The 22,929-nt window shown below is 71.8% G+C and carries 19 protein-coding genes; 6 read left to right on the top strand and 13 right to left on the bottom strand.

Annotation, left to right across the window (positions count from 1 at the left end; genetic code table 11):
• Positions 1–114: 114 nt before the first annotated feature.
• Positions 115–2,043 (top strand): SLC13 family permease, encoded by a 1,929-nt coding sequence (locus Q0654_RS13155; RefSeq protein WP_298854516.1) that lies wholly within the window; start codon positions 115–117, stop codon positions 2,041–2,043.
• 491 nt (positions 2,044–2,534) lie between these two features.
• Positions 2,535–2,909, top strand: a complete 375-nt coding sequence (locus tag Q0654_RS13150; protein ID WP_298854513.1) for a DUF1161 domain-containing protein — start codon at positions 2,535–2,537, stop codon at positions 2,907–2,909.
• A 297-nt stretch (positions 2,910–3,206) separates the two neighbouring features.
• Here the strand turns inward: Q0654_RS13150 and Q0654_RS13145 are convergent, their stop codons facing one another.
• The 3 genes from Q0654_RS13145 to Q0654_RS13135 form a co-directional block, all read right to left on the bottom strand.
• Positions 3,207–6,398 carry an efflux RND transporter permease subunit gene (locus Q0654_RS13145; RefSeq protein ID WP_298854511.1) on the bottom strand — a complete coding sequence of 1,064 codons (3,192 nt, stop codon included), beginning with the start codon at positions 6,396–6,398 and terminating at the stop codon, positions 3,207–3,209.
• Entirely contained in the window at positions 6,395–7,486 is a 1,092-nt protein-coding gene (locus tag Q0654_RS13140) for an efflux RND transporter periplasmic adaptor subunit (protein ID WP_298854509.1), read from the bottom strand. Before Q0654_RS13140 ends, Q0654_RS13145 begins: the two co-directional genes overlap by 4 nt.
• A gap of 92 nt (positions 7,487–7,578) precedes the next feature.
• Positions 7,579–8,688 (bottom strand): choice-of-anchor Q domain-containing protein, encoded by a 1,110-nt coding sequence (locus Q0654_RS13135; RefSeq protein WP_298854507.1) that lies wholly within the window; start codon positions 8,686–8,688, stop codon positions 7,579–7,581.
• Between the two features lie 222 nt (positions 8,689–8,910).
• On the opposite strand from Q0654_RS13135, the gene Q0654_RS13130 reads away from it, so the two are divergent.
• Entirely contained in the window at positions 8,911–9,777 is an 867-nt protein-coding gene (locus Q0654_RS13130) for a hypothetical protein (protein ID WP_298854505.1), read from the top strand.
• Positions 9,774–10,154 (top strand): hypothetical protein, encoded by a 381-nt coding sequence (locus Q0654_RS13125; RefSeq protein ID WP_298854503.1) that lies wholly within the window; start codon positions 9,774–9,776, stop codon positions 10,152–10,154. The genes Q0654_RS13130 and Q0654_RS13125 overlap by 4 nt, the downstream gene beginning before the upstream one ends.
• Position 10,155: 1 nt before the next feature.
• Here Q0654_RS13125 and Q0654_RS13120 read toward each other — a convergent pair whose 3' ends face one another.
• Together Q0654_RS13120 and Q0654_RS13115 are read right to left on the bottom strand one after the other, a co-directional pair.
• Positions 10,156–12,705, bottom strand: coding sequence for a serine/threonine-protein kinase (locus Q0654_RS13120; RefSeq protein ID WP_298854501.1), 2,550 nt, complete (start codon positions 12,703–12,705; stop codon positions 10,156–10,158).
• Positions 12,706–12,711: 6 nt separating this feature from the next.
• Complete coding sequence (locus Q0654_RS13115) at positions 12,712–13,275, bottom strand: ECF-type sigma factor (RefSeq protein WP_298854499.1); 564 nt, start codon at positions 13,273–13,275, stop codon at positions 12,712–12,714.
• 113 nt (positions 13,276–13,388) lie between these two features.
• On the opposite strand from Q0654_RS13115, the gene Q0654_RS13110 reads away from it, so the two are divergent.
• Positions 13,389–13,886, top strand: coding sequence for a globin domain-containing protein (locus Q0654_RS13110; protein ID WP_298854497.1), 498 nt, complete (start codon positions 13,389–13,391; stop codon positions 13,884–13,886).
• A 217-nt stretch (positions 13,887–14,103) separates the two neighbouring features.
• On the opposite strand, the gene Q0654_RS13105 is transcribed toward Q0654_RS13110, so the two are convergent.
• Positions 14,104–15,228, bottom strand: a complete 1,125-nt coding sequence (locus Q0654_RS13105; protein WP_298854495.1) for a PilT/PilU family type 4a pilus ATPase — start codon at positions 15,226–15,228, stop codon at positions 14,104–14,106.
• 47 nt (positions 15,229–15,275) lie between these two features.
• Positions 15,276–15,674 carry a hypothetical protein gene (locus Q0654_RS13100; protein ID WP_298854493.1) on the bottom strand — a complete coding sequence of 133 codons (399 nt, stop codon included), beginning with the start codon at positions 15,672–15,674 and terminating at the stop codon, positions 15,276–15,278.
• A gap of 180 nt (positions 15,675–15,854) precedes the next feature.
• Here Q0654_RS13100 and Q0654_RS13095 point away from each other — a divergent pair, with 180 nt between their 5' ends.
• A complete protein-coding gene (locus Q0654_RS13095) occupies positions 15,855–16,400 on the top strand; it encodes a methylated-DNA--[protein]-cysteine S-methyltransferase (protein ID WP_298854491.1) in 546 nt (181 codons plus the stop codon).
• Positions 16,401–16,434: 34 nt separating this feature from the next.
• On the opposite strand, the gene Q0654_RS13090 is transcribed toward Q0654_RS13095, so the two are convergent.
• The 6 genes from Q0654_RS13090 to deoC form a co-directional block, all read right to left on the bottom strand.
• Positions 16,435–16,791, bottom strand: a complete 357-nt coding sequence (locus tag Q0654_RS13090; RefSeq protein ID WP_298854489.1) for a DUF393 domain-containing protein — start codon at positions 16,789–16,791, stop codon at positions 16,435–16,437.
• Positions 16,788–18,053: an FAD-binding domain-containing protein gene (locus Q0654_RS13085; protein WP_298854487.1), complete on the bottom strand. Its 1,266-nt coding sequence runs from the start codon at positions 18,051–18,053 to the stop codon at positions 16,788–16,790. The genes Q0654_RS13090 and Q0654_RS13085 overlap by 4 nt, the downstream gene beginning before the upstream one ends.
• A 313-nt stretch (positions 18,054–18,366) precedes the next feature.
• Positions 18,367–19,071, bottom strand: a complete 705-nt coding sequence (gene deoD / locus Q0654_RS13080; RefSeq protein WP_298854484.1) for a purine-nucleoside phosphorylase — start codon at positions 19,069–19,071, stop codon at positions 18,367–18,369.
• A 41-nt stretch (positions 19,072–19,112) separates the two neighbouring features.
• A complete protein-coding gene (locus Q0654_RS13075) occupies positions 19,113–20,375 on the bottom strand; it encodes a phosphopentomutase (protein WP_298854482.1) in 1,263 nt (420 codons plus the stop codon).
• Positions 20,372–21,847, bottom strand: a complete 1,476-nt coding sequence (locus tag Q0654_RS13070; protein WP_298854480.1) for a thymidine phosphorylase — start codon at positions 21,845–21,847, stop codon at positions 20,372–20,374. Before Q0654_RS13070 ends, Q0654_RS13075 begins: the two co-directional genes overlap by 4 nt.
• 188 nt (positions 21,848–22,035) lie before the next feature.
• The gene (gene deoC / locus Q0654_RS13065) at positions 22,036–22,791 is read right to left on the bottom strand and encodes a deoxyribose-phosphate aldolase (protein WP_298854478.1); all 756 of its coding nucleotides are present in this window, start codon (positions 22,789–22,791) and stop codon (positions 22,036–22,038) included.
• Positions 22,792–22,929: the final 138 nt, after the last annotated feature.

Below are 22,929 nucleotides of genomic sequence, written 5' to 3'. Positions count from 1 at the left end.
CCGCGGTAACGACCGCAAGCTCGCAGCTGCCCCACCGGGGGCGACATCCGGTCCGCTGCTGGTACTCCGCGGCCAGAGCTGCAAGCATGCGTCGACCTCTGAACCGTTGATCGCATGAGCACCGAGCAGATCCTGATCCTGTTGATCCTTGCCGCCACCGTCGGCCTGTTCCTGTGGGGCCGCTTTCGCCATGACGTGGTGGCGATGGCCGCGCTGCTGGCCTGCGTGGCGGCCGGACTGGTCGCGCCTGAGGACGCCTTCGCCGGCTTCGGCCATCCGGCAGTCATCACCGTCGCCTGCGTGCTGGTGCTGAGCCGCGCCCTGCAGCTGTCCGGCGCGGTCGATGCCCTGACCCGGCGCGTGCTGCCGGCACAGGCCGGGCCCACGCTGAGCCTGGCGGCGCTGACCGGACTCGGCGCCCTGCTCTCGGCCTTCATGAACAACGTCGGCGCACTGGCCCTGCTGATGCCGGTGGCCCTGCAGCTGGCGCGCCGCCTGGAGATGCCGCCCGGGCGGCTGCTGATGCCGCTGGCCTTCGGCTCGATCCTTGGCGGCATGACCACGCTGATCGGTACGCCGCCGAACCTCATCGTCGCCGGCTTCCGCGCCGAGTCCGCAGGCATGGCCTTCGGCATGTTCGACTTCAGCCCGGTCGGCGTGGCCGTCGCCGTGGCGGGTCTGCTGCTGATCGTGCTCGGCGGCTGGCGGCTGGTGCCGGCGCGGCGCGAGGCCACTGCCGACAGCTTCGAGAGCGGCGCCTATCTGACCGAGGCGCGCGTGCCCGAGGGCAGCAGCAGCGCCGGCAAGTCGCTGCGCGAGCTGGAGGCCAAGCTCGAGGAACTCGATGTGCAGGTGCTGGCCCTGGTGCGCAACGAGCTGCGCCTGAACGCGCCGAGCCCGACGCGACGCATCCGCGTCGGCGACATCCTGGTCATCGAGTCCGAAGCCGAAGGCCTGGCCAAGGCGCTGGACGCGCTGGGGCTCCGGCTGGAGGAAGACAAGCGCGAGCCCGAACCCGAGTCCGAGGCGGACGAAGCAGCGGAGCGCGCGCCGGAGGCCTCGGCGGGCGCAGCGGAAGCTGGGCGCGGCGACAGCGCCACAGGCGCCGACGGGAAGGCGAAGTCGCCTGCGCGCCTCGCCAGGAACGACGCCAAGGACGAGGACAGCGGCCGCGACAGCTCGCGCGCCGAACTCGGCCTGATCGAACTGGTGGTGCTGCCCGGCGCGTCGATCGTCGGCCGCAGCCCCACCGACCTGCAGCTGCGCACCCGCCACGGCATCAACCTGCTGGCAGTGTCGCGGCAAGGGCGTCGCAGCCTGGCGCGCCTGCGCGCGCTGCGCCTGCAGCCGGGCGACCTGCTGCTGATGCAGGGCACGCCCGAGGCCCTCGCTGGCTTCGCCGGCGACGCCGGCTGCGTGCCGCTGGCCGAGCGCGAGCTGCGCATTCCCGATCACCGCCAAGCGCTGCTGGCCTCGCTGGTGATGCTGGCCTCGATCGCCGCGGCCGCCGTCGGCCTGCTGCCCACGGCGGTGGCCTTTGCCGCCGGCGCGCTGGCCAGCCTGGTGCTGCGCACGCTGCCGGAGCGCTCGGCCTACAGCGCCATCGACTGGCCGGTGATCGTGCTGCTGGCGGCGCTGATTCCGGTCGCCGGCGCGATGGAGAGCACGGGCGCGGCCAGCCTGATCGCCGGCGTGCTGATGGACGACCTCGCCCGCGGCCAGCCGGTATTCGCCCTGGCCCTGGTGATGGTGGTGACCATGACCCTGTCGGACCTGATGAACAACGCCGCCACCGCCGCGGTGATGTGTCCGATCGCAGTCAGCACGGCGACGGCGCTCGACTGTTCGGCCGATCCCTTCCTGATGGCGGTGGCGATCGGCGCCTCCTGCGCCTTCCTCACGCCGATCGGCCACCAGAACAACACCCTGATCCTGGGCCCGGGCGGCTTCCGCTTCGGCGACTACTGGCGGCTGGGCCTGCCGGTGCAGGCGGTGGTGCTGCTGGTGGCGATGCCGATGCTGCTGTGGGTGTGGCCGCTGTAGGGCGTCGCCTGCGTGGCGCCATTGATGGGTGCTGGCGGCCGAGCCCCTGATGATTCGGGGTGCGGGTGCGAATGCAGGTGGCCACACATAGGGTGGGGCCCGGCCCACCAGGGGCGCCACTCTTGCCTCGGTTCTTGATGCAGCCCTGGCAGATGTGGAGCCCTGAGTGGGACAGCGCCCATCCAGTTCGGGACCGGGGCGAGGTTCGAGGCCATGGTGGGCCAGGGCCCACCCCATGCGGGGACCGGGGCGAGGTTCGAGGCCATGGTGGGCCGGGGCCCACCCTATGCGGGGACCGGGGCGAGGTTCGGGGCCATGGTGGGCCGGGGCCCACCCTATGCGGCGATCGGGGCGCCGTTCGAGGTCGAGGCGCAGGCCTCGCGCGCCGAGACTGCCCGCATTCCGCCACAAGCGCTCCCCGCCGCGGCCCGCTGGCGCGCGCAGCCTGTGTTCCGACGCAGCCCGCGTCGCCCACCGGATACGAGCCCGCCATGAAGCGCAGCCTTGCCCTCGCCCTCCTCCACTCCAGCCTCGCGCTGAGCGCGCTCGGGCTGCTGACCACACCGGCCCACGCGCAGACGGCACGCAAGGACTGCGAAGAGCTCAAGTCCGAGATCGCCGCGCGCATCGAGGCCAACGGCGTGCGCCATTACCAGCTGCAGATCGTCGAGCCCGAGGCCACCGACGTCGGCCGCATCGTCGGCAGCTGCAACGGCGGCACGGCACGCATCGCCTACCAGCGCGGCACGCCGCCGCGCGAGCCCGAGATCGAGACGCCGGTCGCCAGCACGTCGGTCAGCGCCGCCGACGCCCTGCACATGGGCCCGCCCGCGCCGCTGGAAACGCTCGCCCAGCACGAGATGTAAACGAGGTCCTTGGGGCTGCGACGGTCTCCCGGCCGCCGCCTGCCCGGGCCAGGGACGGCCCTTCTTTTCGCTCGGGACGCAGCACACCCCGTCTCTACTGTTGCCACTGCCCCTGTGACAACCGGCTGTTTGTAGGAGCGAGCGGGCTCGCGACCCGTGGCCCTGGGCGAAGCGCAGCCCGTGAGGCAAAGGACAGGCTGCGGTCGCCTGCAAGCAGGCTCCTACAAGCGGCACCCGCTGACGAACCGGGATCTCTTCACCAGTACCGACCCACCACAAGGCCGTGCTGGGAATCCCTCAAGCGCCCGAGGCCGCCGGCTGCGCACGCCGCCGGGTGAGGAAGTCGATGACCGAGCGCGCCGCCGGCTGTGCCACCAGGTACAGGCAGGGCACCAGCACCAGGGTCAGCAGCATCGACGACAGCAGACCGCCAACCACCGCGACCGCCAGCGGCTGCATCAGCGCGCCGCCGGCATCCAGGCCGATCGCCAGCGGCAGCATGCCGACCACGGTGGTGAGCGTGGTCATCAGGATCGGCCGCAGGCGCACCGCGCCGGCCTCGATCACCGCGTCCATGTCGGCCATGCCGCGCGCGCGGCCCTGCTCGATGTACTCGACCAGCAGGATGGCATTGTTCACCACGATGCCGATCAGCAGCACCGCGCCCAGGAACACCGGTGCCGACAGCGGCGTATCGGACACCCACAGCGCCACCAGCGCGCCGCACAGCGCCAGGGGTGCTGCGGTCATGATCACCAGCGGGTTGGTCAGCTGCTCGTACTGCACGATCAGCACCACCAGCACCAGGAACACGGCCAGCAGGATCACCGTGTTCATCTCGCGCTCGGTCTCGGCCAGGGTCTCGAACTGCCCGCCCAGGGCCACGCCGTACTGCTCGGGCATGTCGATGCCCGCCAGCCGCCGCTGCACTTCTGCCATGATCGTGCCGACATCGCTGGCGCTGGTGTTGAAGCTGCCGACGATGCGCTGGATGCGCAGCTGGTTCTCGCGGCCGATCTCGGCCGGGCCTTCGCCCAGCGTGAAGCTCGCGACCTGGCGCGCCTGGATCGGCCCGTTGGCTCCATTGGCGACGATCACTTCGCCGAGCCGGTCGAGGTTCTCGACTTCCTCGCGCGGCATGCGCACGCGCACGTCGTACTCGTTGACGCCGGTGCTGTAGCGGGTAGGAACGGTGCCGGTCACGGCCTGGCGCAGGGCCTGGGCGACCGCGCGCACGTCGAGACCCAGCGCGGCGGCGCGCTCGCGATCGACTTCGATCTGCAGGGCCGGGGTGCGGTCCTCGTCGTCCATCTCGACGGCTTCGAGGCCGGGGATGTCCTCGATCGCGCGGATGATCTCGCGGGCCAGGCGCTGCAGGGTGGCGAGGTCCTCGCCCAGCACCTTCAGCTCCATATCGTTGCCGGAAAGCCCGAAATTCAGCCCGCGGATACCGCTGGTGCGCACCGCGATGTCGGCGCCGGCGATGTCGAGCGCGCTGACCTGGCGCTGCGCCTCGCGGGCCCAGCGGCCGACCGGCCACTCGGGTCGCTGGCTGGCGTCCTCCAGCTGGATCGACAGCCAGCCGCGGCCAGCGCGCTCGGACACCGTGCCGCCCCAGACGTTGCCGCCGGACACGGTGAACACGCTGCGCACATGCGGCAGCGCGCGGATCGCAGCCTCGACCTCACGGGTGGCTCGGTCGGTCTGCTCGGGCGTGGTGCCCGCCGGCAGCGCCAGACGCACATTGAGGCTGCCGTCGTCGAGCTGGGGCAGGAACTCGTTGCCCAGCCGCGAGCCCAGGGGCAGGACAGCAAGCACGCTGGCGAACGCAAACAGCAGCACCCAGCCGCGGCGCGGCAGCAGCGCGCGCAGCAGGCCGCGATAGCCGTCGGTCACCGACCGCAGCATCCGGCTGAAGGCGCGGTACGGCAGGCTGCGGTCGAAGCCCGAAGAGAAGCGCAGCTTGGCCATCTGTGCCGCGAGCATGGGCACCAGGGTCAGCGCCACCGCCAGCGAGGCGATGACCGCGAACGAGATGGTCACCAGCAGCTCGCGGAACACCAGGGTCGCGAGCCCGGTGATCAGCAGGAAGGGCAGCACCGCGGCGAGGTTGGTGAGAGTGCCGGCAGTCACTGCCGAGATCACCTCGTCGGCGCCGGCGTGCGCGGCCTGCTGCGGATCTTCGCGCAGCTGGCTGCGGTGGCGCTCGATGTTCTCCAGCATGACGATGGCGTTGTCCAGCAGCAGGCCGACGCCGAGCGCCAAGCCGCCCAGGCTCATGACGTTGAGACTCAGCCCGGCGCCGCCCATCAGGGCGAAGGTGGCCATCAGTGCCAGCGGGATGGACAGCCCGATCACCACGCTGCCGCGCACGCTGCCGAGGAAGAACAGCACCACCAGCATGGCCAGCACGCCGCCCAGCACCGCAGCGGAGGCCACCGACTCGACCGAGCCACGCACGAAGAAGGCGCCGTCGCGGGTGGTGCTGAAGACGATGTCCTCGGGAATGAAGCCCGAGGCGCGCAGCGAGTCCAGCCGCGCCTGCACCTCACCCACCACCTGCACCGTATTGGCGTCGGGCTGCTTGAACACCGAGAGCTGGGTGGCCGACTCGCCGTTCAGGCGCACGAACACGCGCTGCTCGCGGTAGCCGTCGCGCACCTCGGCAACTTCATCGAGGCGGATGCGGCGATCGCTGCCGGGAATCTGCAGCAGCACCGCGGCGATGTCGGCGGCCGACTTGAAGCGGCCTTCGGTGCGCGCGCGCACGTCGAGGCTGCTGCTGGTGATGTTGCCGGCGGAGACGTTCTGGTTCTCGGCGGCGAGCTGGGCCGACACATCGGCCAGGCTCAGGCCATACGCGCGCAGGCGCTGCTGGTCGACCACCACTTCGAGCTCACGCTCCTGCCCGCCGACGCTGAGCACGCCGGACACGCCGGGGATCGACTGCAGCTGCGGCGCCAGGCGGTTGTCCAGCCAGTCGCGCACCTCACGCGAGCTGCGTCGCTGCGAAGAGAAGCCGGCCTCGAACACGGCCTGTGCGCCCGGATCGAACTTCGACAGGCGCGGCGGTTCGATGTCGTCCGGCAGCTGCCCGCGGGCGCGCTCCAGCAGGCGCGCGGCGTTCTGCAGGGCGAGGTCGAGGTCGGTGCCATAGCGGAACAGCAGGCTGATATCGGTGCTGCCCTCTTCCGCCTCGCTGGCCATCAGGGTCAGGCCTTCGGTCGAGGCCAGCTGGCGCTCGATCGGCCGGGTGACCTGCTCCTCGATCACCTCGGGCGCCACGCCCGGATAGGACACGTCGACGCGGATCAGCGGATAGACCACCTCGGGCAGCAGGTCGACCGGCAGGCGACCGACGAAGAACAGGCCCAGCACCAGCACCACGCTGGTGATCGCAGCGGTACCGATCGGCCGCCGAATGGCCGCATGGGTCAGACCGCGGTAGCGGCGCGCGGCCTTGTCGCGGATCGAGCCGGGCCCGCTCACGCGCCGCCTCCCACCGTCTCGACCACGCGCACGCGGTCGCCGGCGGCGAGCTCCAGCGGGCTGGTGGCGACGATCTGTTCGCCGGCTTCCAGCCCGGCGGTGATCTCACGCCACTCGCCGCGCACCACGCCGGTTTCGACCTCGCGGCGCGCCAGCCGGCCCTCGGCGTCGATCACCATCACGAAGCTCTGCTCGCCCAGGCCCACCGCCCCGACAGGCACCGCCAGCACATCGCTGCGCGCCTCGATGGCGAAGCGCGCGCGCGCCAGAAAGCCAGGGCGCACGCCGAGCGCATGCGCCTGCGGCAACTCCAGCTCGACCGTGACCAGGCGGCTGCTGGGGTCGGCCGCCGGGAACACGCGACGCACGCGGGCCTCGACGTTCTCGCCGCCGAGCGCATCGACCGCGACTTCGACGTCGGCGCCCGGCGCGATGCGCGCGGCATCGAGCTCGGACACGCCGACCCGCAGCACCAGCTGGTCAAGATCGGCCAGTTCGAACGCGGGGGCGAGGCGGCCCACGGCGGCGCCCGGCTCGATCATGCGGGCGATGACGTAGCCGTCGATGCTGGCCTCGATGCGGCCGAACTGCACGCGGGTGCGCCACAGCTCGACCTCACTCTGCGCGACTTCCAACGCCGAGCGCGCGCTGAGCACGCTGGCGGCGTCGACGAAGCTGCGGTCGCGCAGCGCGTCCAGCCGCTCGAAGTTGGCGCGCGCCTCGCGCAGCGAGGCTTCGGCGCGGGCCAGCTCGGCCTGCTGCTCGCTGACGTCGATGCGCGCCAGCAGCTGACCGGCACGCACGCGGTCGCCGGCCTCGACCTCGACCTCGGCGACCACGCCGTCGGTGCGCGCAGCGAGCTGGATGCTGCGCAGCGGCTCGACCGTGCCGGCCACCAGCACGCTGCGGCCCAGCGTGCGCGGCGCCAGGGTGTAGGCGCGCACCGGCTTGCCGCGCTCCTCCGCGGCCGCGCCATCGCCAGCGGTCTGCGCGCGCGTGGCCGGCGCGGGAGACGAGTCCGAACAGGCGGCCAGGCCGAGGCACAAAGCCAGGCCAGCCAGCAGCGGCAGGGGGCGGAGAGTATTCATTGACATTTGTGCAGGTTGCCCGCGGCCGCGTGTGCATCCTGCGAAGCGCGCGGTCTGTCGCGACGCCTGTGTCCGTCTACCCGGCGACGGCTTTACTCGAAGCCGTTCGCGAACAGCGGCGGCTGGTATTCGTAGGCGCCGATATCCAGCCGCCCTTCCTGCTGCCGCGGCTCGCCCTGCGCGTCGAAGGAGCTCGGCATCCAGCTGCTCAGCAGCGCGCCGCCGTTGCGCAGTGGCGAGTCGGCGCGCGGGACGAGATGGATGCCGGACTCGATGACGCGGGGATCTCCGCTGCTGTTGTCGATGCCGGAGCCGGCGAACGCTCCAACGAAGAAGTCGGGCTGCAGTCGGTTGTTGCGGAAGCTGCCGGGCGCGGCGTACAGACTCAGGTCCATCGGTCGCGGGGAAACGCCAGGCGCCGGCGCGGGGATCTCGTTGCCCCAGATCAGGTTGTTCTCGACGCTGGCGACCGCGTCTTCCCGAAGCAGAAGTCGCTCGAGATTGGTGCCGGCATTGATGCGGTTGTAGACGAGGGTGTTGTTGCCCAGCAGCACCGAACCGGCACGCTGCCCGCTGAACATGTAGCCGTTGATCAAGGGGCCGCCAAGCTCGTTATCGGCGAACACGCTGTTGACGATGCGCAGCTCGCCCGAAGCCAGCGCGAACATGAGGCCGGAACCGCTGCAGTTGACGTCACGCACCATCAGTGAATCGATGTCGACATCCATGCCTCCGCTGATCTCGGCGGCGCAGGCACTCACACCCGTGCGCGGCAGACCGAGGGTACTGAGCATGAAGCGGCGCAGACGCAGTTTTGGGCGGGGGCTCTGGCCAGCAGCGGTAGTCACGTTCAGCACCGTGCGATTGCCGAGTGGCACCAACTGGGTCTGCCAGCTCTTCGGCGTGAATGCGGTACAGCCGGCATTGTTCCAGCCGCCGGAGATTTGCACATCGCGGCCATCGGTGATGCTCAGCGCATAGGTTGCGGCCGCGCCGGCCGCGGCAACCGGCGCACCAATGCTGACCAGGATGCGGATCTCGTCCGCCTCGCCGTTGCTGCCGGCCGCGGTCAGGGCGGACTGCAGCTGACTTGAGCTGCCGACACAGAAGGTGGCCGCCTCGGCGCGCGCGCCGGTGTACAGCAGGATCGAAGCACACAGGACGGCAGCAAGAACATGGGGGAAGCGGATCGACAGGGGCATGGGCGGATCTCCGTTGGGCTTGTCCGGGAGAAACGCGTTCGCCGCCGCATCCGGACAGCGCCCGTGCAGCACTCGCGCGCCGCCGTTCCGGCCAGACGCGCAGCTGGCGAGTGCAGCGATGTCCGCATCGCAAGCGCCTCGGCGTTTCCCTCTCCTGCCCACGACCGAAGACACGATGTCCGTGCAGCGCGCTCCTTCCATCCGTCACCGCAGGCCCCGCCCATGTGCAAAGACCACCCGCTCGCCCTCGCCCTGATCGGCCTCCTGCTGTTCGGCCTGCACTGCCCGCTGGCGCGCTGCGCCGAGGACTGGCTGGGCGAATGGCGCGTGTTTCTCACCCAGCCCGCGCCCTGGCTCGCCGACGCCCAGGCGTCAACGTCTGCGCTGCCGGTGGGCGCGCGCCTGCGCCTGCGTGCCGACGGCATCGACGGCCCGGCCCCGCTGGCCTGCACGCGGGGCCGCAGCGAGGCCTTGATGACGCCGCCGGAGGGTCTGTTCCAGGGCCAACTCGATGCGCCGCAGACGCAGGCGCTGGCGCTGGGCTTGGCGGCCGGCGCGCGGCCCGGCCTGCGCATCGACTGCGGCAGCGGCAGCTGGGACTTCCATGCCGCCGACGCCGACACCCTGCTGTTCGCGCTGGACGGACGCGTGTACGGCCTGAGCCGCGCCGCTGGCGCGCTGGCCGCAGCCGCTGCGCCGGAGGCGGCCGTGCAGGCGCTGCTGGAACGACACTTCGCCGGCAACCGCGGCTTCAGCATCGATGCGTGGTCAGCGCTGCGCGAAGCGCTGTCTGGCGGCCTGTGGCTGGCACTCGAAGCCTATGTTGCGGCCCCCTGGCCGGCCGACGAGGTGCCGCCCATCAACGGCGATCCGCTGACCGACAGCCAGGAACCGCCGAGCCGCTTCGCGGTGGGCGCAGCACGGCTCGAAGGCCTGCACACGGAGGTGCCGGTGCGCTTCGCCGATGCCTATGGCGAGCGCAGGCTCGTCTATCGACTGCTGCAGGAGGACGGCCGCTGGCGCGTGCAGGACCTGCGCTACGCCGACGGCAGCTGGCTCGGCGAGCTGCTGGCGGAGCGGCCGCAGTGAACGCGCCGACCTCACCCGTGGATGCTCGGCAGCAGAACGAGCGCTCGCTGCTGCGCTGGCCACCGGCCAGCACCGCCGCCACCTGGGTGTTCGGCCTGTGCCTGCTGGTCTGCCTGCTGGTCTGCCTGCTGGCGGCGGGCAGCGCCGGGCTGTTCTTCGCGATCGGGCTGATCGACGGCTCGGTGTCCTTCGGCAATGCCGATGACTGGGCGATCGCGCTGCTGGTCTGCTTTGGCATCCCGGCGGCGGGCCTTGCGCTGCGCCTGCGCGGACAGACCTGGCTGGCCGTGGCGGTGCTGGCCCTGCTCGCCCTGCCGACCCTGCTGGTGGGCTTCGCCGTGCTTGTGTTCGTTGTCGGCGGCGGCCGCTGGCAGTAGCTCAGCGCGCGGCCGGCACCACGCTGGCGCCCGCGTCCAGCGCCCAACGCGAAGCGAAGCGTGCGTAGGGCTGGAACGGCGGATCGATCGGCGGCAGGGCCGGCATTGCCAGCCCGGCGTCGCGCGCCAGCAGGCTGTACTCCTCCAGCCAGACCCCGGTTTCGACTTCGAGCGCACGCGCCTCGTCGAGCGCCTCCCGCGCAGTTTGCAGATCCGCGCGGCGCAGCGCGGCGCGTGCACGCAGCAGGCTCTGCACGACCGGCGGATAGGCCGGATCGACGACGGGCGTCTCGTCGAGCAGGCGCGCGGCGAACAGATCGACAATCGGGTCGCGCGGGCTGCCGCGCTGCTGCTGGCGCAGCGCGCGCGCCTGCGCGATGTGTTCGGCGACGGCAGCGTCGTCGCCTGCGTCCGCCGCCAGCTGGGCCAGGGCCAGCGCGGAATCGACAGCGAAGTTGAACTGCCCTCGCACCTGCAGTCGCTGCTGGGCCTGGCGCAGGTGCTGCTCGGCGTCGGCCGTCTCACCCAGGCTGCCTTCGACGACGCCGAGATACAGCAGGGCGCGTGCCTCGATCGCGAGGTGCCCGATCGCGCGCGCCTGCTCCAGGGCAATGGAAAATTCACTGCGCGAGGCGCGCAAGTCGCCGGCGCTGTAGGCCAGCCGCGCCCTCAGCATTTCGCGCTCGGGCACCGCGATCGTCGAATCCAGGGCCGCCGCCGCGGCGCGCGCGCCGTCGAGATCGCCCAGCGAGGCGCGATCGGCGATGGCATCCACCAGCTTGCGGTGGTCAACCTGCGCCACCGCGATGCCCTGCAGCTCACGCAGGGCGGCGACGCGCAGGCCGCGACCGTTGAAGTTGTGCGCGCGCGCCAGCCGGAAGTACCAGGCCTCGGGCCTGGCGTCGAGCAGGGCGCCGGCATAGCGCAGCGAGGCCTCGTGTTCATTCGCCACTTCGGCTTCGACGAAGCGCAGCAGCAGGTGCAGGTAGGGATCGTCGATGGCATCGAGCCGCAGACGTGCCGCCTGCAGCCAGGCGCGCACCGTCGCCGCGTCGCTGCGCACCGAGCTCCAGTAGCCCAGCAGCAGGGCCGGCACCGGCGTCGACAGATCCACGGCGTGCACGCTCTCCAGCAGGGCCAGGCTGCGGTCGAGATCGCCCTCGGCTTCCGCGCGCAGCGCGCGCAGGATCGCGTCCGCGCTGTCCTCGCGCGCCACGTGCAGGTGCTCGGGCGCCAGGCCCATCGCGTACAGCGCCGGCGACTGCACCCACGGGTCCTGCGCCCACGGCGCGCCGCGCGGCAGCCACGCGGCGGCAATTGCCAGGACAAGCGCCAGCACCCCCAGCGCCCGCCAGCGCCGCCGGATCGGCCCGCCCAAGGACGGCAGCGCCGCCGGCGCATGCGGCGTGCGCGCACCGGCACGCGTGAGGCCGCGCGCCGACTCCAGCGCGGCGATCAGCGCCTCCATGTCGGGCCAGCGCTGCTCCGGAGGCTTGGCCAGGCAGCGCGCCAGCAGCGCCCGCAGCAGGCGAAGCTGCATGCGCCGCTGGCGGCGCACGTCAGTGTCCGGCTCCAGCTGGTCGGGCTCGGGCAGCAGCCCGGCGGGGGTCTCGCAGACCGCGCGCGCGAACGCCAGCGGATCCTGCGGGCTCGCCGCATAGGGCAGGCGCCCGGTCAGCAGCCGGAACGCCAGCACGCCGAACTGGTAGATGTCGGTGGCCGGGCCCAGCGGTTCGCCGCGGAACTGCTCCGGCGCCGCGTACTCCGGCGTCATCGGCCCCAGCGCCTGCCGGGTCAGGCCGCCAGCCCCGTCCTCGTCGAGCAGCTTGGCGATGCCGAAGTCCAGCAGCTTCACCGCGCCCTCGGCGGTGACCAGGATGTTGCCGGGCTTGATGTCGCGATGGACCACGCGCTGCCGGTGCGCATAGGCCAGGGCCTCTGCCACGCGCAGCAGCAGGTCGATGCGGGTATCCAGCGAGGCCTCGCGGCGCTCCGCGTAATCGACCAGGGTCTCGCCCTCGACGTATTCGGCGGCGAACCAGGGCATGCCGTCCTCGGTCTCGCCGCCGTCGAGCAGCGGCGGGATGTTCGGATGCTTGAGGTTGGCGAGGATCTGCCGCTCCTGGGCGAAGCGCTCGGCCAGGCCCGGATGCAGACCGCCGATCAGCTTGATCGCCACGCGCTGGCGGAAGCCGCCGCTGACGCGCTCGGCCAGGTAGACCGCGCCCATGCCGCCGCTGCCCAGGTGCCGCACCAGTTCGAACGGACCGATGCGCCGGCCGAGAGGGTGCTGCGGGCCCCTCCGGGTGGTGTCGGCGCTGGCCTGGCTCGCCTCGAACAGCTCGGCTGCGCGCTCCGCCGCCGGCTGCGTCAGCCCGCCGTCGTCGCGGTGGCGCGCCAGCAGGGCACAGAGGTCGGCATGCAGCTGCGGCGCGCTGCGCTGCAGCCCGAGCAGCATGGCCTCGCGCGCCGGCGGCTCCAGCTCCAGCGCCTGCTCGAACAGCGGCTTCAGCTGGTGCCAGCGCTGAAGCAGGGACGCCTCCGCCGGCATCGGGGGCTAGCCCGCGGCGCCGTCGATCGCCTGCAGCAGCAGGGCGCGGGCCATGTCCCAGTGGCGCCGCACGGTGCGCTCATTGACGCCGCGCGCGGCGGCGATCTCGACGAAGGACAGCCCGCCGAAGAAATGCCACTCGACCAGCTGGGCGAGATCCGGATCGACCGCTTCCAGCTGCTGCAGGGCGCGGTCGATCTGCAGCAGTTCATCCAGTGAACCGCCCTCGCCCGGCAGGCGCTCGGTGAGTTCGACCCGCTGCTGGCCGGCGCCATGCTTGACCGTGCCGTCGCTGCGCACGAGGTCCAGCAGCACCTGCCGCATGGCGCGCGCGAACAGGCTGTAGAAGTGGGTGCTGTCGTTCAGCCCGCCGACCCCACGGGCGATCTTCATGTAGGCCTCGTGGACCAGGGTCGTGGGGTTGATGCTGCGCTCGCCGCCGGCGCGGCGCAGAGTGCCGCGGGCGATCCGTTTCAACTCCTCGTAGGCGACGTCGAACAGCCGCCTCTGCGCCTCGGCATCGCCGCGGCCGGCGGAGTGCAGCAGCTGGGTCAGCGCGGGCTCGGTCATGGTCGGGCAGAACGGTATCGGGGCGGCGCGAGTGTAGCCCGCACTCGAGCCGCGATGTCCGCCTGCCCCGCGATCCGGCGTTGCTGCAGGGACATCCCCACTGGACCCCACCGATGCACGCCGACCCTGCCCCGTTGTCCGAAGCGTCCGCCGACGCGACCGTGTCCGAGACCTGCCTGCCGCACGCAGCGCCCACCCTGCTCAGGCTCGGTCTGACCCGGGTGCTGGCGGATCCGGGCCAGTTCGGCGCGCGCTTCTATGCGCGCCTGTTCGAGCTTCTGCCGGAGGCACGCGCGCTGTTTCCCGCCGCGCTGGAACCGCAGCAGCAGAAGCTGGTGCAGGCCCTGACCCTGCTGGTGCGCAGCCTCGACCGCGGCGAGGAAGTGGCGCCGCTGCTGCGCCAGCTCGGCCAGCGCCATCGCCAGTACGGCGCCGAAGCCGCGCACTACGCGGTGGTCGGCCAGGCCCTGATCGACACCCTCGACGCCTGCGGCGACCAGCCGCTGCGCGCCGATGTGCGCAGCGCCTGGACCCGCCTGTACGGCTGGGTCGCCGCGAACATGCTGGAGGGTTCGGCGACTACCTCGCCGGAGCCACAGCCGCTGCGCTAGCAGCTTGTGGAAAGAGTCCCTTCCGGGGAGTTCTTGAAGTCGGCGGTCCGGCGCCGGTCCGTACCGCCTCACGACAAGACAATCGCTCACGCGCTAGCTTCGTCGTCCCGGCCATCCCAGGCCGGACTAGCAGGCTGTCTTTCAACAGCCTGCCCGCCGCTACTCGCGACAAGGCCGCGAGGGCCTCGGTTTCCGATGCCCCGGGCGTTCATCGGCCTCAGCGCCGCGGATCGAGGCCGGCGATGCTCATGCCGTCGAGCTCATGGCTGGTCGGCCCGCCCTCCAGGCGGATGCGCAGGGCCAGGTCGGTGCGCGAGTCGGCGTGCTCGATGGCCTGCTCGTAGCTGATGCGGCCGCCGGCATAGAGGTCGTAGAGGGCGCCGTCGAAGGTCTGCATGCCATTTTCCTTCGAGGCCTTCATCGCCTCCTTGATGCTGGCGATCTCGCCCTTCTCGATCAGGTCGGCGATGTAGGGGCTCGACATCAGGATCTCGACCGCCGGCACCCGGGTGCCATCCACTGCACGGATCAGGCGCTGGCTGATGACCGCCTTCAGGTTCAGCGAGAGATCGATCAGCAGCTGGTGGCGAGCGGTCTCGGGAAAGAAATTGATGACGCGATCGAGCGTCTGGTTGGCATTGTTGGCGTGCAGCGTCGACAGGCAGAGGTGGCCGGTCTCGGCATAGGAGATCGCCGCCGCCATGGTCTCGCGGTCGCGGATCTCGCCGATCATGATCACCTCCGGCGCCTGCCGCATCGCGTTCTTCAGCGCCGCGGCATAGCTGAGGGTGTCGATGCCGATCTCGCGCTGGTCGACCACCGACTGCTTGTGCTCGTGCAGGAATTCGATGGGATCCTCGACGGTGAGGATGTGGCCGGTGCGCGTGCGGTTGCGGTGGTCGATCATCGCCGCCAGCGTCGAGGACTTGCCCGAGCCGGTCGCGCCCACCACCAGGATCAGCCCGCGCGGCAGCAGGATCAGCTCGTTCAGCACCGGCGGCAGGTTGAGCTGCTCCAGCGAGGGGATCTGGCTGGTGATGTAGCGCACCGCCACCGCGATGCTGCCGCGCTGGCGGTAGATCGACAGGCGGAAACGACCGGTGCCGGGCAGCGCGATCGCCAGGTTCATCTCCAGCGTGGCTTCGAACTCGCGCTGCTGCTTGTCGTTCATCGACGCGTAGGCGAGGTCATGCAGGGCCTCGGCCGTCAGCAGCTTGTCGCCGACGTGACGGGTCACGCCCTGGATCTTGATGCTGGGCGGCGCGCCGACCGAGAAGAACAGGTCGGAGGCGTGGTGCTCGGCCATCAGCCGCAGGAAGGGAGTGATCTCGACGGTGGCCATGGTCTGCTCTGTGCGTGGGTCGGCGCCGCGACGGCGTCCGGTGTCGATCAGTCGAGTTCGGTCTCGAACAGGTTCATCAGGGTCCGCACGCGCTCGGCCAGCCGATCGCGCAGGTGCCGATAGGCGGCGTCATCGAGGCCCGCGGGCTCCGGCAGCACCCAGTGCACGTCGACGTTCAGCCCCGGCGCGCGCAGCTCGGCCGGCCCGAGCAGCACGCAGCAGTCGAAGCCGAGGTCGGCGTGATCGGCCAGCGACTGCGGCGCCGGCAGGCGCGGTGCCAGCCCCAGCTCACCCAGCATCGGCAGCAGCCGGTATTCGAAGCGCTCCGCGCCGCGCAGGCCGGCGCTGTAGGTCAGGGTGCCCTCGTCGGCATACAGGCGCGCCAGCGCATGCGCCATCGGGCTGAGCACGCTGTTGTCGGAGCAGAGGAAGAGGATTCGCTTCATGGAGGGGATCGCTGCAGGGCAAGGGATTCGGAGCTGGCGCACGCCCCTGCGATGGACGCAGGCATGGCGGCGGAGCCCGCCCTGCGGCAGGCAAGAGCTGTGCCCACTGGCGCGCCGCAAAGCCCGGCGCAGGGACGATCCCGGCTGACGCGGCCGTCGCGGGCCGCCACAATGCGCGGCATGACATCCCTTGTTCGCGAACACCTGGCCACACCGCTGGGCAAGCTGCTGGTCTTCAGCACCTCGGACAGACGCCTGGCCGTGGTCGACTGGATGGACACGCTCGATCGCCTGAAGGGCACGCGGCGCGCGGCGCTCACGGCGGCGCCGCCGGCCTCCGCGGAATCCCCCGCCGTGGCGGCGCTGCGCCGCTATTTCGCCGGGGATCTGCAGGCCCTGGATGCGCTCGAGGTCGATCCGCAGGGCAGCCCGCTGCAGCAGCAGGTCTGGGCCGCGCTGCGCGCCATTCCCGCCGGCTGCACCTGCAGCTACGCTGAGCTGGCCGAACGCATCGGCCGCGCCGGCAGCGCGCGCGCGATCGGTGCTGCGGTCGGCGCGAATCCGCTGCTGCTGGTGCTGCCCTGCCACCGCGTGGTCGGCGCAAACGGCGCCCTCACCGGCTATGCCGCGGGGCTGGAGCGCAAGCGCTGGCTGCTGGAACACGAGGGCGTGCTGCCGCGGCTGGCGCACGGCGCTTCGGGGCGGGCGCTGCGGGTGCCGGGATAGGTCCGCGCAGGGACCGTGCTTTCCGGATCTTTGGTCAGCCGCCGAACCAGCGCTGCAGGCGCGGTCGCCAGCGCAGGAAGCGGACGTAGGCACGTTCGAGCACGCGCAGCACGAGGGGCACACGCGCGAGCTGGCCCAGCGGCCACAGCAGGGGCAGCTGCCGCCACAGCGCCGCAAACGCCGCCGCGCCGTCGTACAGGCGCTGGCCATCGCTGGCGTGCATGCGCGCCAGCAGCTCGGCAGGATCGAGCGGGCAAGCCTCCGGCGCGGCGTCGCTGAGGTTCACGAAGGCCACGCGCCAACGCCAGTCGAGCCGCTGCATCAGCGCGATCTCGCGCCGGCACAGCGGACAGGCGCCGTCGTACCAGACCGTGAGCGCGGGCGTGCTCACAGCCCGGGCATCCCGAGCGCACGCAGCTCGTCGGCGATGTGCTCGCGGAAGGCGAAGAAGCCGCGCGTGGCGCGCGGCCAGAAGCGGCTGTCCCAGTCGCGGCGCAGGCGCTGCAGGCGCAGGCCGCGCGTGCCCAGCGCCGACTCCAGCGCATCGAGCGCATCGGACACCGGGCCGATGGGCGCTTCCGCCGTCACCACCGCGCCTGCGCTGACATCGCCCGCAATCGCCGCGATGCTTGCTGCGTCGAGGTTCGACAGCCGCGTCACCGCCTGCCCGTCCGCCACCAGCCGCGCTTCCAGATCGAGGCAGGCGCCGTGCACGAAGGCGCGGGCCTTGTCGCCCCAGGGCCAGTCGCGGCCGTCGCTGGGCGTCCCGGGCCCGGCCGCGCCGACGCCTTCGACAATCAGCACATGGCGCGGACGCAGTCCTTGCGGCAGCAGACTGTGCGGGTCGAGATCCTCGCCGTGGACCAGCAGCAGGCAGGGCGTGGCGGGATCGAGCGGCGCACGCGCGGGCAGTGATTGCGCACGCGGCAGCGGCGGTTCGCTGAGCGCCTCGCAGACGCTGGCCAGGCCCTGCGGACGGAAGCGCCCGCCGCTGTAGCGGGCGATGTTGTCGGCGCTGGCCGCATAGGTCTTGCCCGGCGTCTGCAGGCCGGCCACCCAGCGCCAGCCCAGGGTGTTGGATGCAGGGTCGGCATCCAGCAGATGGCGGGCGAAGAAGTCGGCGCCCAGCGTCCACGGCAGGCGCAGGGTGAAGATCCAGATCGAGGCGAACCACATGCGCGCGTGGTTGTGCAGGTAGCCGGTGTCGACCAGTTCGTGCGCCCAGTCGTCGAAGCCCTCGATGCCGGTGGCGCCGCGCTCGGCCTGGGCCAGCGCATGCGCGCGGCCGGCATTGGCCGCGCTCGCGGCACGCTCGCGCGCGAGTTCGGCGCGATAGCGGCGCCAGGCCTCGGGCCGCAGCTCCAGCCAGCCCTTCCAGTAGGTGCGCCAGAGCACTTCCTGCACGAACTTCTCCGCCGCCGCATGGCCATGCCGCGCCAGCACCGCGCGCACCACCTCGGCCTCGGTGAGCAGGCGATGGCGCAGGTACGGCGAGAGCATCGAGACATTGCCGCGGTTCTGCAGGCCAAGGTCATGGTTGCGCTCGGCGGCGTAGCGGGCACCGGCGCGCGGCAGGAAAGCCTGCAGCCGGCGCAAGCCCTCGGTGCGGGTGGGCGGAAACAGCTCGGAAGCGGAGGGCGGGTCGATGGGCATGCGCGCATCAGAGCAGCCCGGGCGCGCAGGCGATGTGGATTCGCGCGGTAGGCGGGGCGTGGCGACACGCGAAATCCCGCATAGGGTGGGCCCTGGCCCACCGTGGCCATCGATCTCGCCACGACACCCAAGCCCACGCCGATTAGGCCTAGCAGGTTCCGTGGGGGCTGCGTCGAAGAACAGAGGCAAGGGTCAAGCCCATGGTGGGCCAGGGCCCACCCTATGCACGCGAGAGGCCCGCTGGGGTGCGCAATCACCGCGCTTCTGCGAATCCCGAATCCCGAATCCCGGCTCTCCAGAGCCGGGGCCCACCCTAAGCAAGCGCGTCGAGCGCAATCCGCGTCGCCAGCGCCAGGCCCTCCTCGCGCTGGCTGGCGGAGAAACGCTGGCCGCTGTGCAGTTCGTCGCTGATGGTGAGCAGACAGCCGGCCTCGACGCCGTGCTCGACGGCGATGCCGAACAGCGCCGCGGCTTCCATCTCGACCGCCAGCAGGCCCATGCGCTCCAGCAGCGGCAGCAGAGCCGGGTCATCGCTGTAGAAGCGGTCGGTGGAGAACACGCCGCCGGCGCGCAGCGTCGCGCCGTTCGGCTCCGCCACCTCGGCGATGCGCCGGCACAGCGCGAAGCCCGCCGGCGGGGCGTAGTCCATGCCGTCGAAGCGGCGGCGGTTGAGGCTGGAATCGGTGCTCGCCGCGGTCGCCAGCACCAGCTCGCCGAGCTTCAGATCACGCTGCAGGCTGCCGGCCGTACCCAGCCGCAGCAGGCGACGCACGCCGTACGCGCGGATCAGCTCGGTGGCATAGATCAGGCACGACGGCATGCCCATGCCGCTGCCGAGCACGCTGATGGGCCGGCCGCGATAACTGCCGGTGTAGCCGAGCATGCCACGCACGCGGTTGACCTCGACCGCGCCATCAAGGAACTGCTCGGCGATATGGCGCGCGCGCAGCGGGTCGCCCGGCAGCAGCACGGTGTCGGCGAAGGCGCCGGGTTCGGCGCCCAAGTGGGGGGTACTCATCGAAGGCTCCAGCGACAGATCGGAAGGTTGGGCACCGGCCGCTACTCGAACAGGTCACGCCCGGCGGCGAGCGGCGCCAGCCCGAAGGCCGAGGCCAGGCCCTGGGCGAGGTCGGCGAAGCTGTCGCGCAGACCGAGGCTGACGGGCGCGATGCGGGCGCCCGACACCAGCATCGGCACGTGCTCGCGGGTGTGGTCGCTGCCGCGCCAGGTCGGATCGTTGCCGTGGTCGGCGGTCAGCACCAGCAGGTCGTCGGAGTCGAGCCGCGCGCGCAGCTCGGGCAGGCGCGCGTCGAAGCGCTCCAGCGCCGCGGCATAGCCGGCCACGTCGCGGCGGTGCCCGTACTCGCTGTCGAAGTCGACCAAGTTGGCGAACAGCAGGCCGGGGCGTTCGAGCGCGTCGATCGCGGCGAGCGTCGCATCGATCTGGCCGTCGAGACCGCTGGCGTGGATCTCCTCGTCCAGCCCGCGATGGGCGAACAGGTCGCCGATCTTGCCGACGCCGACCGTGGCCAGCCCGTTCTGCTGCAGCACGTCGAGCAGGGTCGGACCCGGCGGCGGCACCGCGTAGTCGTGACGGTTGCCGGTGCGACGGAAATTCCCGGCGCTGTCACCGACAAACGGGCGCGCGATCACCCGGCCGATGTTCCAGGCATCGACGCGACGCCGCGCGGCCTCGCACAGCGCGTACAGGTGCTGCAGGCCGAAGTGCTGCTCATGCGCCGCGATCTGCAGCACCGAGTCGGCCGAGGTGTAGACGATCGGCTTGCCGCTGGCGAGGTGCGCCTCGCCGAGGCGCTTCAGGATCTCGGTGCCCGACGCGTGGCAGTTGCCCAGCCAGCCGGGCAGGCCGCATTCGGCGACCAGCGCATCGAGCAGCGCGGGCGGAAAGCTGTCGACCGGCGCGGTGAAGTAGCCCCACTCGCGCTGCAGCGGCAGGCCCATCAGCTCCCAGTGGCCGGTGACCGTGTCCTTGCCGGGCGAGCGCTCGCGCGCCGCGGCCCAGGCGCCCCTCATGGGCGCGGTCTCATCGAAACCGGTCGGCAGACGACCCGTCGCCAGCCGTGCGGCGCGACCCAGGCCGAGCGCCTCAAGATTCGGCACCCGCAGCGGCCCGCTACGCTGCAGCCACTCGGGCAGGCCGGCGCGGCGCGCGCTGTCGGCTTCGCCTGCGGCGCACGCGGCCGCGATATGGCCGAGCGTGTCGCTGCCGGCATCGCCGAAGCCCTTGGCATCCGGCAGGGCGCCGATGCCCAGCGAATCCAGCACCACCACCACGGCGCGGCGGACGCGCGGCGCGCTCATGTGCACAGCCCTTCGGCCCGACACTGCTGCTGCGCTCGCGCTGCGAGCAGCGCTCGCGGGCCGCCGCAGCCGAGCTCGCCGCAGTCGACACAGGCGCTCTGCGCGGCGCAGGGCATGCGCTCGGGCGGGCTCGGAGGCTGCCCGCCCAGCCAGCCCTGCAGCAGGGGTCGCGGTTCCGGGACGCGATCGCTGATCTGCAGGGCCGGGCCCAACTGCGCGCGCGCGGCCTGCAGGGCGTCGACCGAATGCGCGTGAATGCGCAGCAGGGGCTCGCCGCGGCGCACGCGCACGCCCACCTCGAGGATGTCGGACAAGCCAACCCTCGGATCGATGCGGGCATCCGCACGCCCGCGGCCGGCCCCCAGCTGCAGGCAAGCCTCGCCAAGCACGCGGGTGTCGATGCCGGCCAGCACGCCATCCTCGGCGGCGCAGAGCTCACCGATGCAGGGTGCCTGCTCGCGCCAGCGCTGCGGTGCCGACAGCGCATCGGCCGGGCCGCCCATGGCCCGCACCATCGCTTCGAAGCGCTGCGCGGCTGCACCGCTGCACAGCGCCCAGTGCACTCGGGCCTGCGCCTGCGCAAGGTCGGCGCAGAGGCCACCCTGCAGGAGAAGTCGCGCGCACAGCGACAGGTTCAGGCGATACAGCCGCGAGCGCGTGTCCTCGCCGCGCAGTACGCGCGCCGCGGCATCCAGCTCCAGCGCGTTGCCGGCGGCATTCGCCAGCGGCTGATCCATGTCGGTGAAGGCCAGCTCGCAGCCCAGGCCCAGCGCCGAGGCGGTCGCCGCCAGCAGCCGCGCCAGGGCCTCGCCCTCGCCGCGCTCGCGCATCAGCGCACCCGAACCGAGCTTCAGATCCAGCAGCAGATGCTGCACCCCGGCGGCGAGCTTCTTCGACAGGATCGAGCTGACGATGAGGGGCAGGGAGTCGACCGTGCCGGTGCGGTCGCGGATCGCATACAGGCGGCGATCGGCCGGCGCGATTTCGTTCGACGCGCTGACGATCGCGAGACCATGACGGCGCACGCAGGCGACAAGCGCGTCCAGATCAAGCTCGGTGCTGAGTCCCGGCAGAGCTTCGAGCTTGTCGAGCGTGCCTCCGGTGTGGCCCAGGCCTCGGCCCGACACCATCGGCACCGCCGCGCCGCAGGCCGCCAACGCGGGCGCCAGCACCAGGCTCAGGCAGTCGCCGACGCCACCGGTGGAATGCTTGTCCAGCACCGGCGCCTCGACGCCCAGCGAAGGCCAGTGCAGCACGCGGCCGGAATCGCGCATGGCGGCCGTCAAATCCACGGTCTCGCGCGCGGACAGCCCGCGCAGGCAGATCGCCATCGCCAATGCACCGGCCTGCGCATCATCGAGGCTGCCATCGGCCAGGCCGCGGGCCAGCCCGGAAAGTTCACAGGCCAGCAGGCTGCGGCCAGCGCGCTTGGCGGCCAGCAGCAGATCGAAGCGGAGCAGGTTCGAGCTCATGGCAGGGGCTCAGAGCGTGTGAAACGTCCAGACGTCGTCGCGAGGGCGTCGCTGGGCGTTCGTGGCAAGGCGCGGCATGAGAATTCGAGGACGTTTGGCGAGCCAGACGACCGCGGAATTCGCGGAGCGCGCCACCGCCACGGGCGTCCAGCGGCAGCCGCAGTAGGCGGATGGTTTTTCACAGGCTCTCAGTAGCCATCGGCCTTGGCGGCGTGCGAGTCGCCGAGCGCGGCCTCGATCCGGTCGAGCAGCGCGCTGGCACCGATGCGCAGCCGCGCCGGGCTGCGGGCCGCGTCACCGAGCTCGCGCGCGACCAGGTCGCGGTAGGCGGCCGCCTGCTCGATGCTGCGGATGCCGCCTGCGGCCTTGAAGCCCGCGGCTGATCCCCGGCTGCGGATGGCGCCGAGCATCAGCTGCGCCGCCTGCAGGGTGGCGCCGACCGTGGCCTTGCCCGTGCTGGTCTTGAGGAAATCGGCGCCGGCTTCGAGCGCCAGCTCGCTGGCCAGCACGATGCGATCGGGCGCGGACAACTCGCCGCTTTCGAGGATGATCTTCAGCAGCGCGCCGCCGCTGGCCTCGCGGGCTGCGCGCAGCATCGCCAGCGCCGGAGCCTCGCGCCCCTGCAGCAGAGCCTGCCAGGGCAGCACGGCGTCGATCTCCTGCGCGCCGACGGCGCGCGCGCGACGGATTTCGCGCGCCACCCGCAGCGGATCCTCGCCGCCCTCGGGAAAGTTCACCACCGTCGCCACCGCGATCGATTCCGGCAGCAGCGAGCGCGCGTGCTGGACGTGCTCGGGATACACGCAGACGGCCGCCACGCGTCCGTGCGGACCATCGGCGCGGGCACACAGGGCGGCGATCTGCGCCGGCGTAGCGTCCTCGTCGAGACAGGTCAGGTCGAGCAGCGGCAGCAGCTGGCGGGCAGTTGCGGAATCGGCGGACATGGGCGCATCGCAGTCGGGAAGCCGAGCACAGCCTGCGCCGCCGGTACGCTCGCCGCGCTGATCAGAATCAAGCGGGCGGTGTCGGGATTCGGGATTCGGGATTCGGGATTCGGGATTCGGGATTCGGGATTCGGGATT

This window comes from uncultured Aquimonas sp., from assembly GCF_937888285.1.
Classification (GTDB): domain Bacteria; phylum Pseudomonadota; class Gammaproteobacteria; order Xanthomonadales; family Xanthomonadaceae; genus Aquimonas.
Note: the sequence above shows the minus strand (reverse complement) of the source record. Positions and strands in the feature narration are given on the sequence as shown.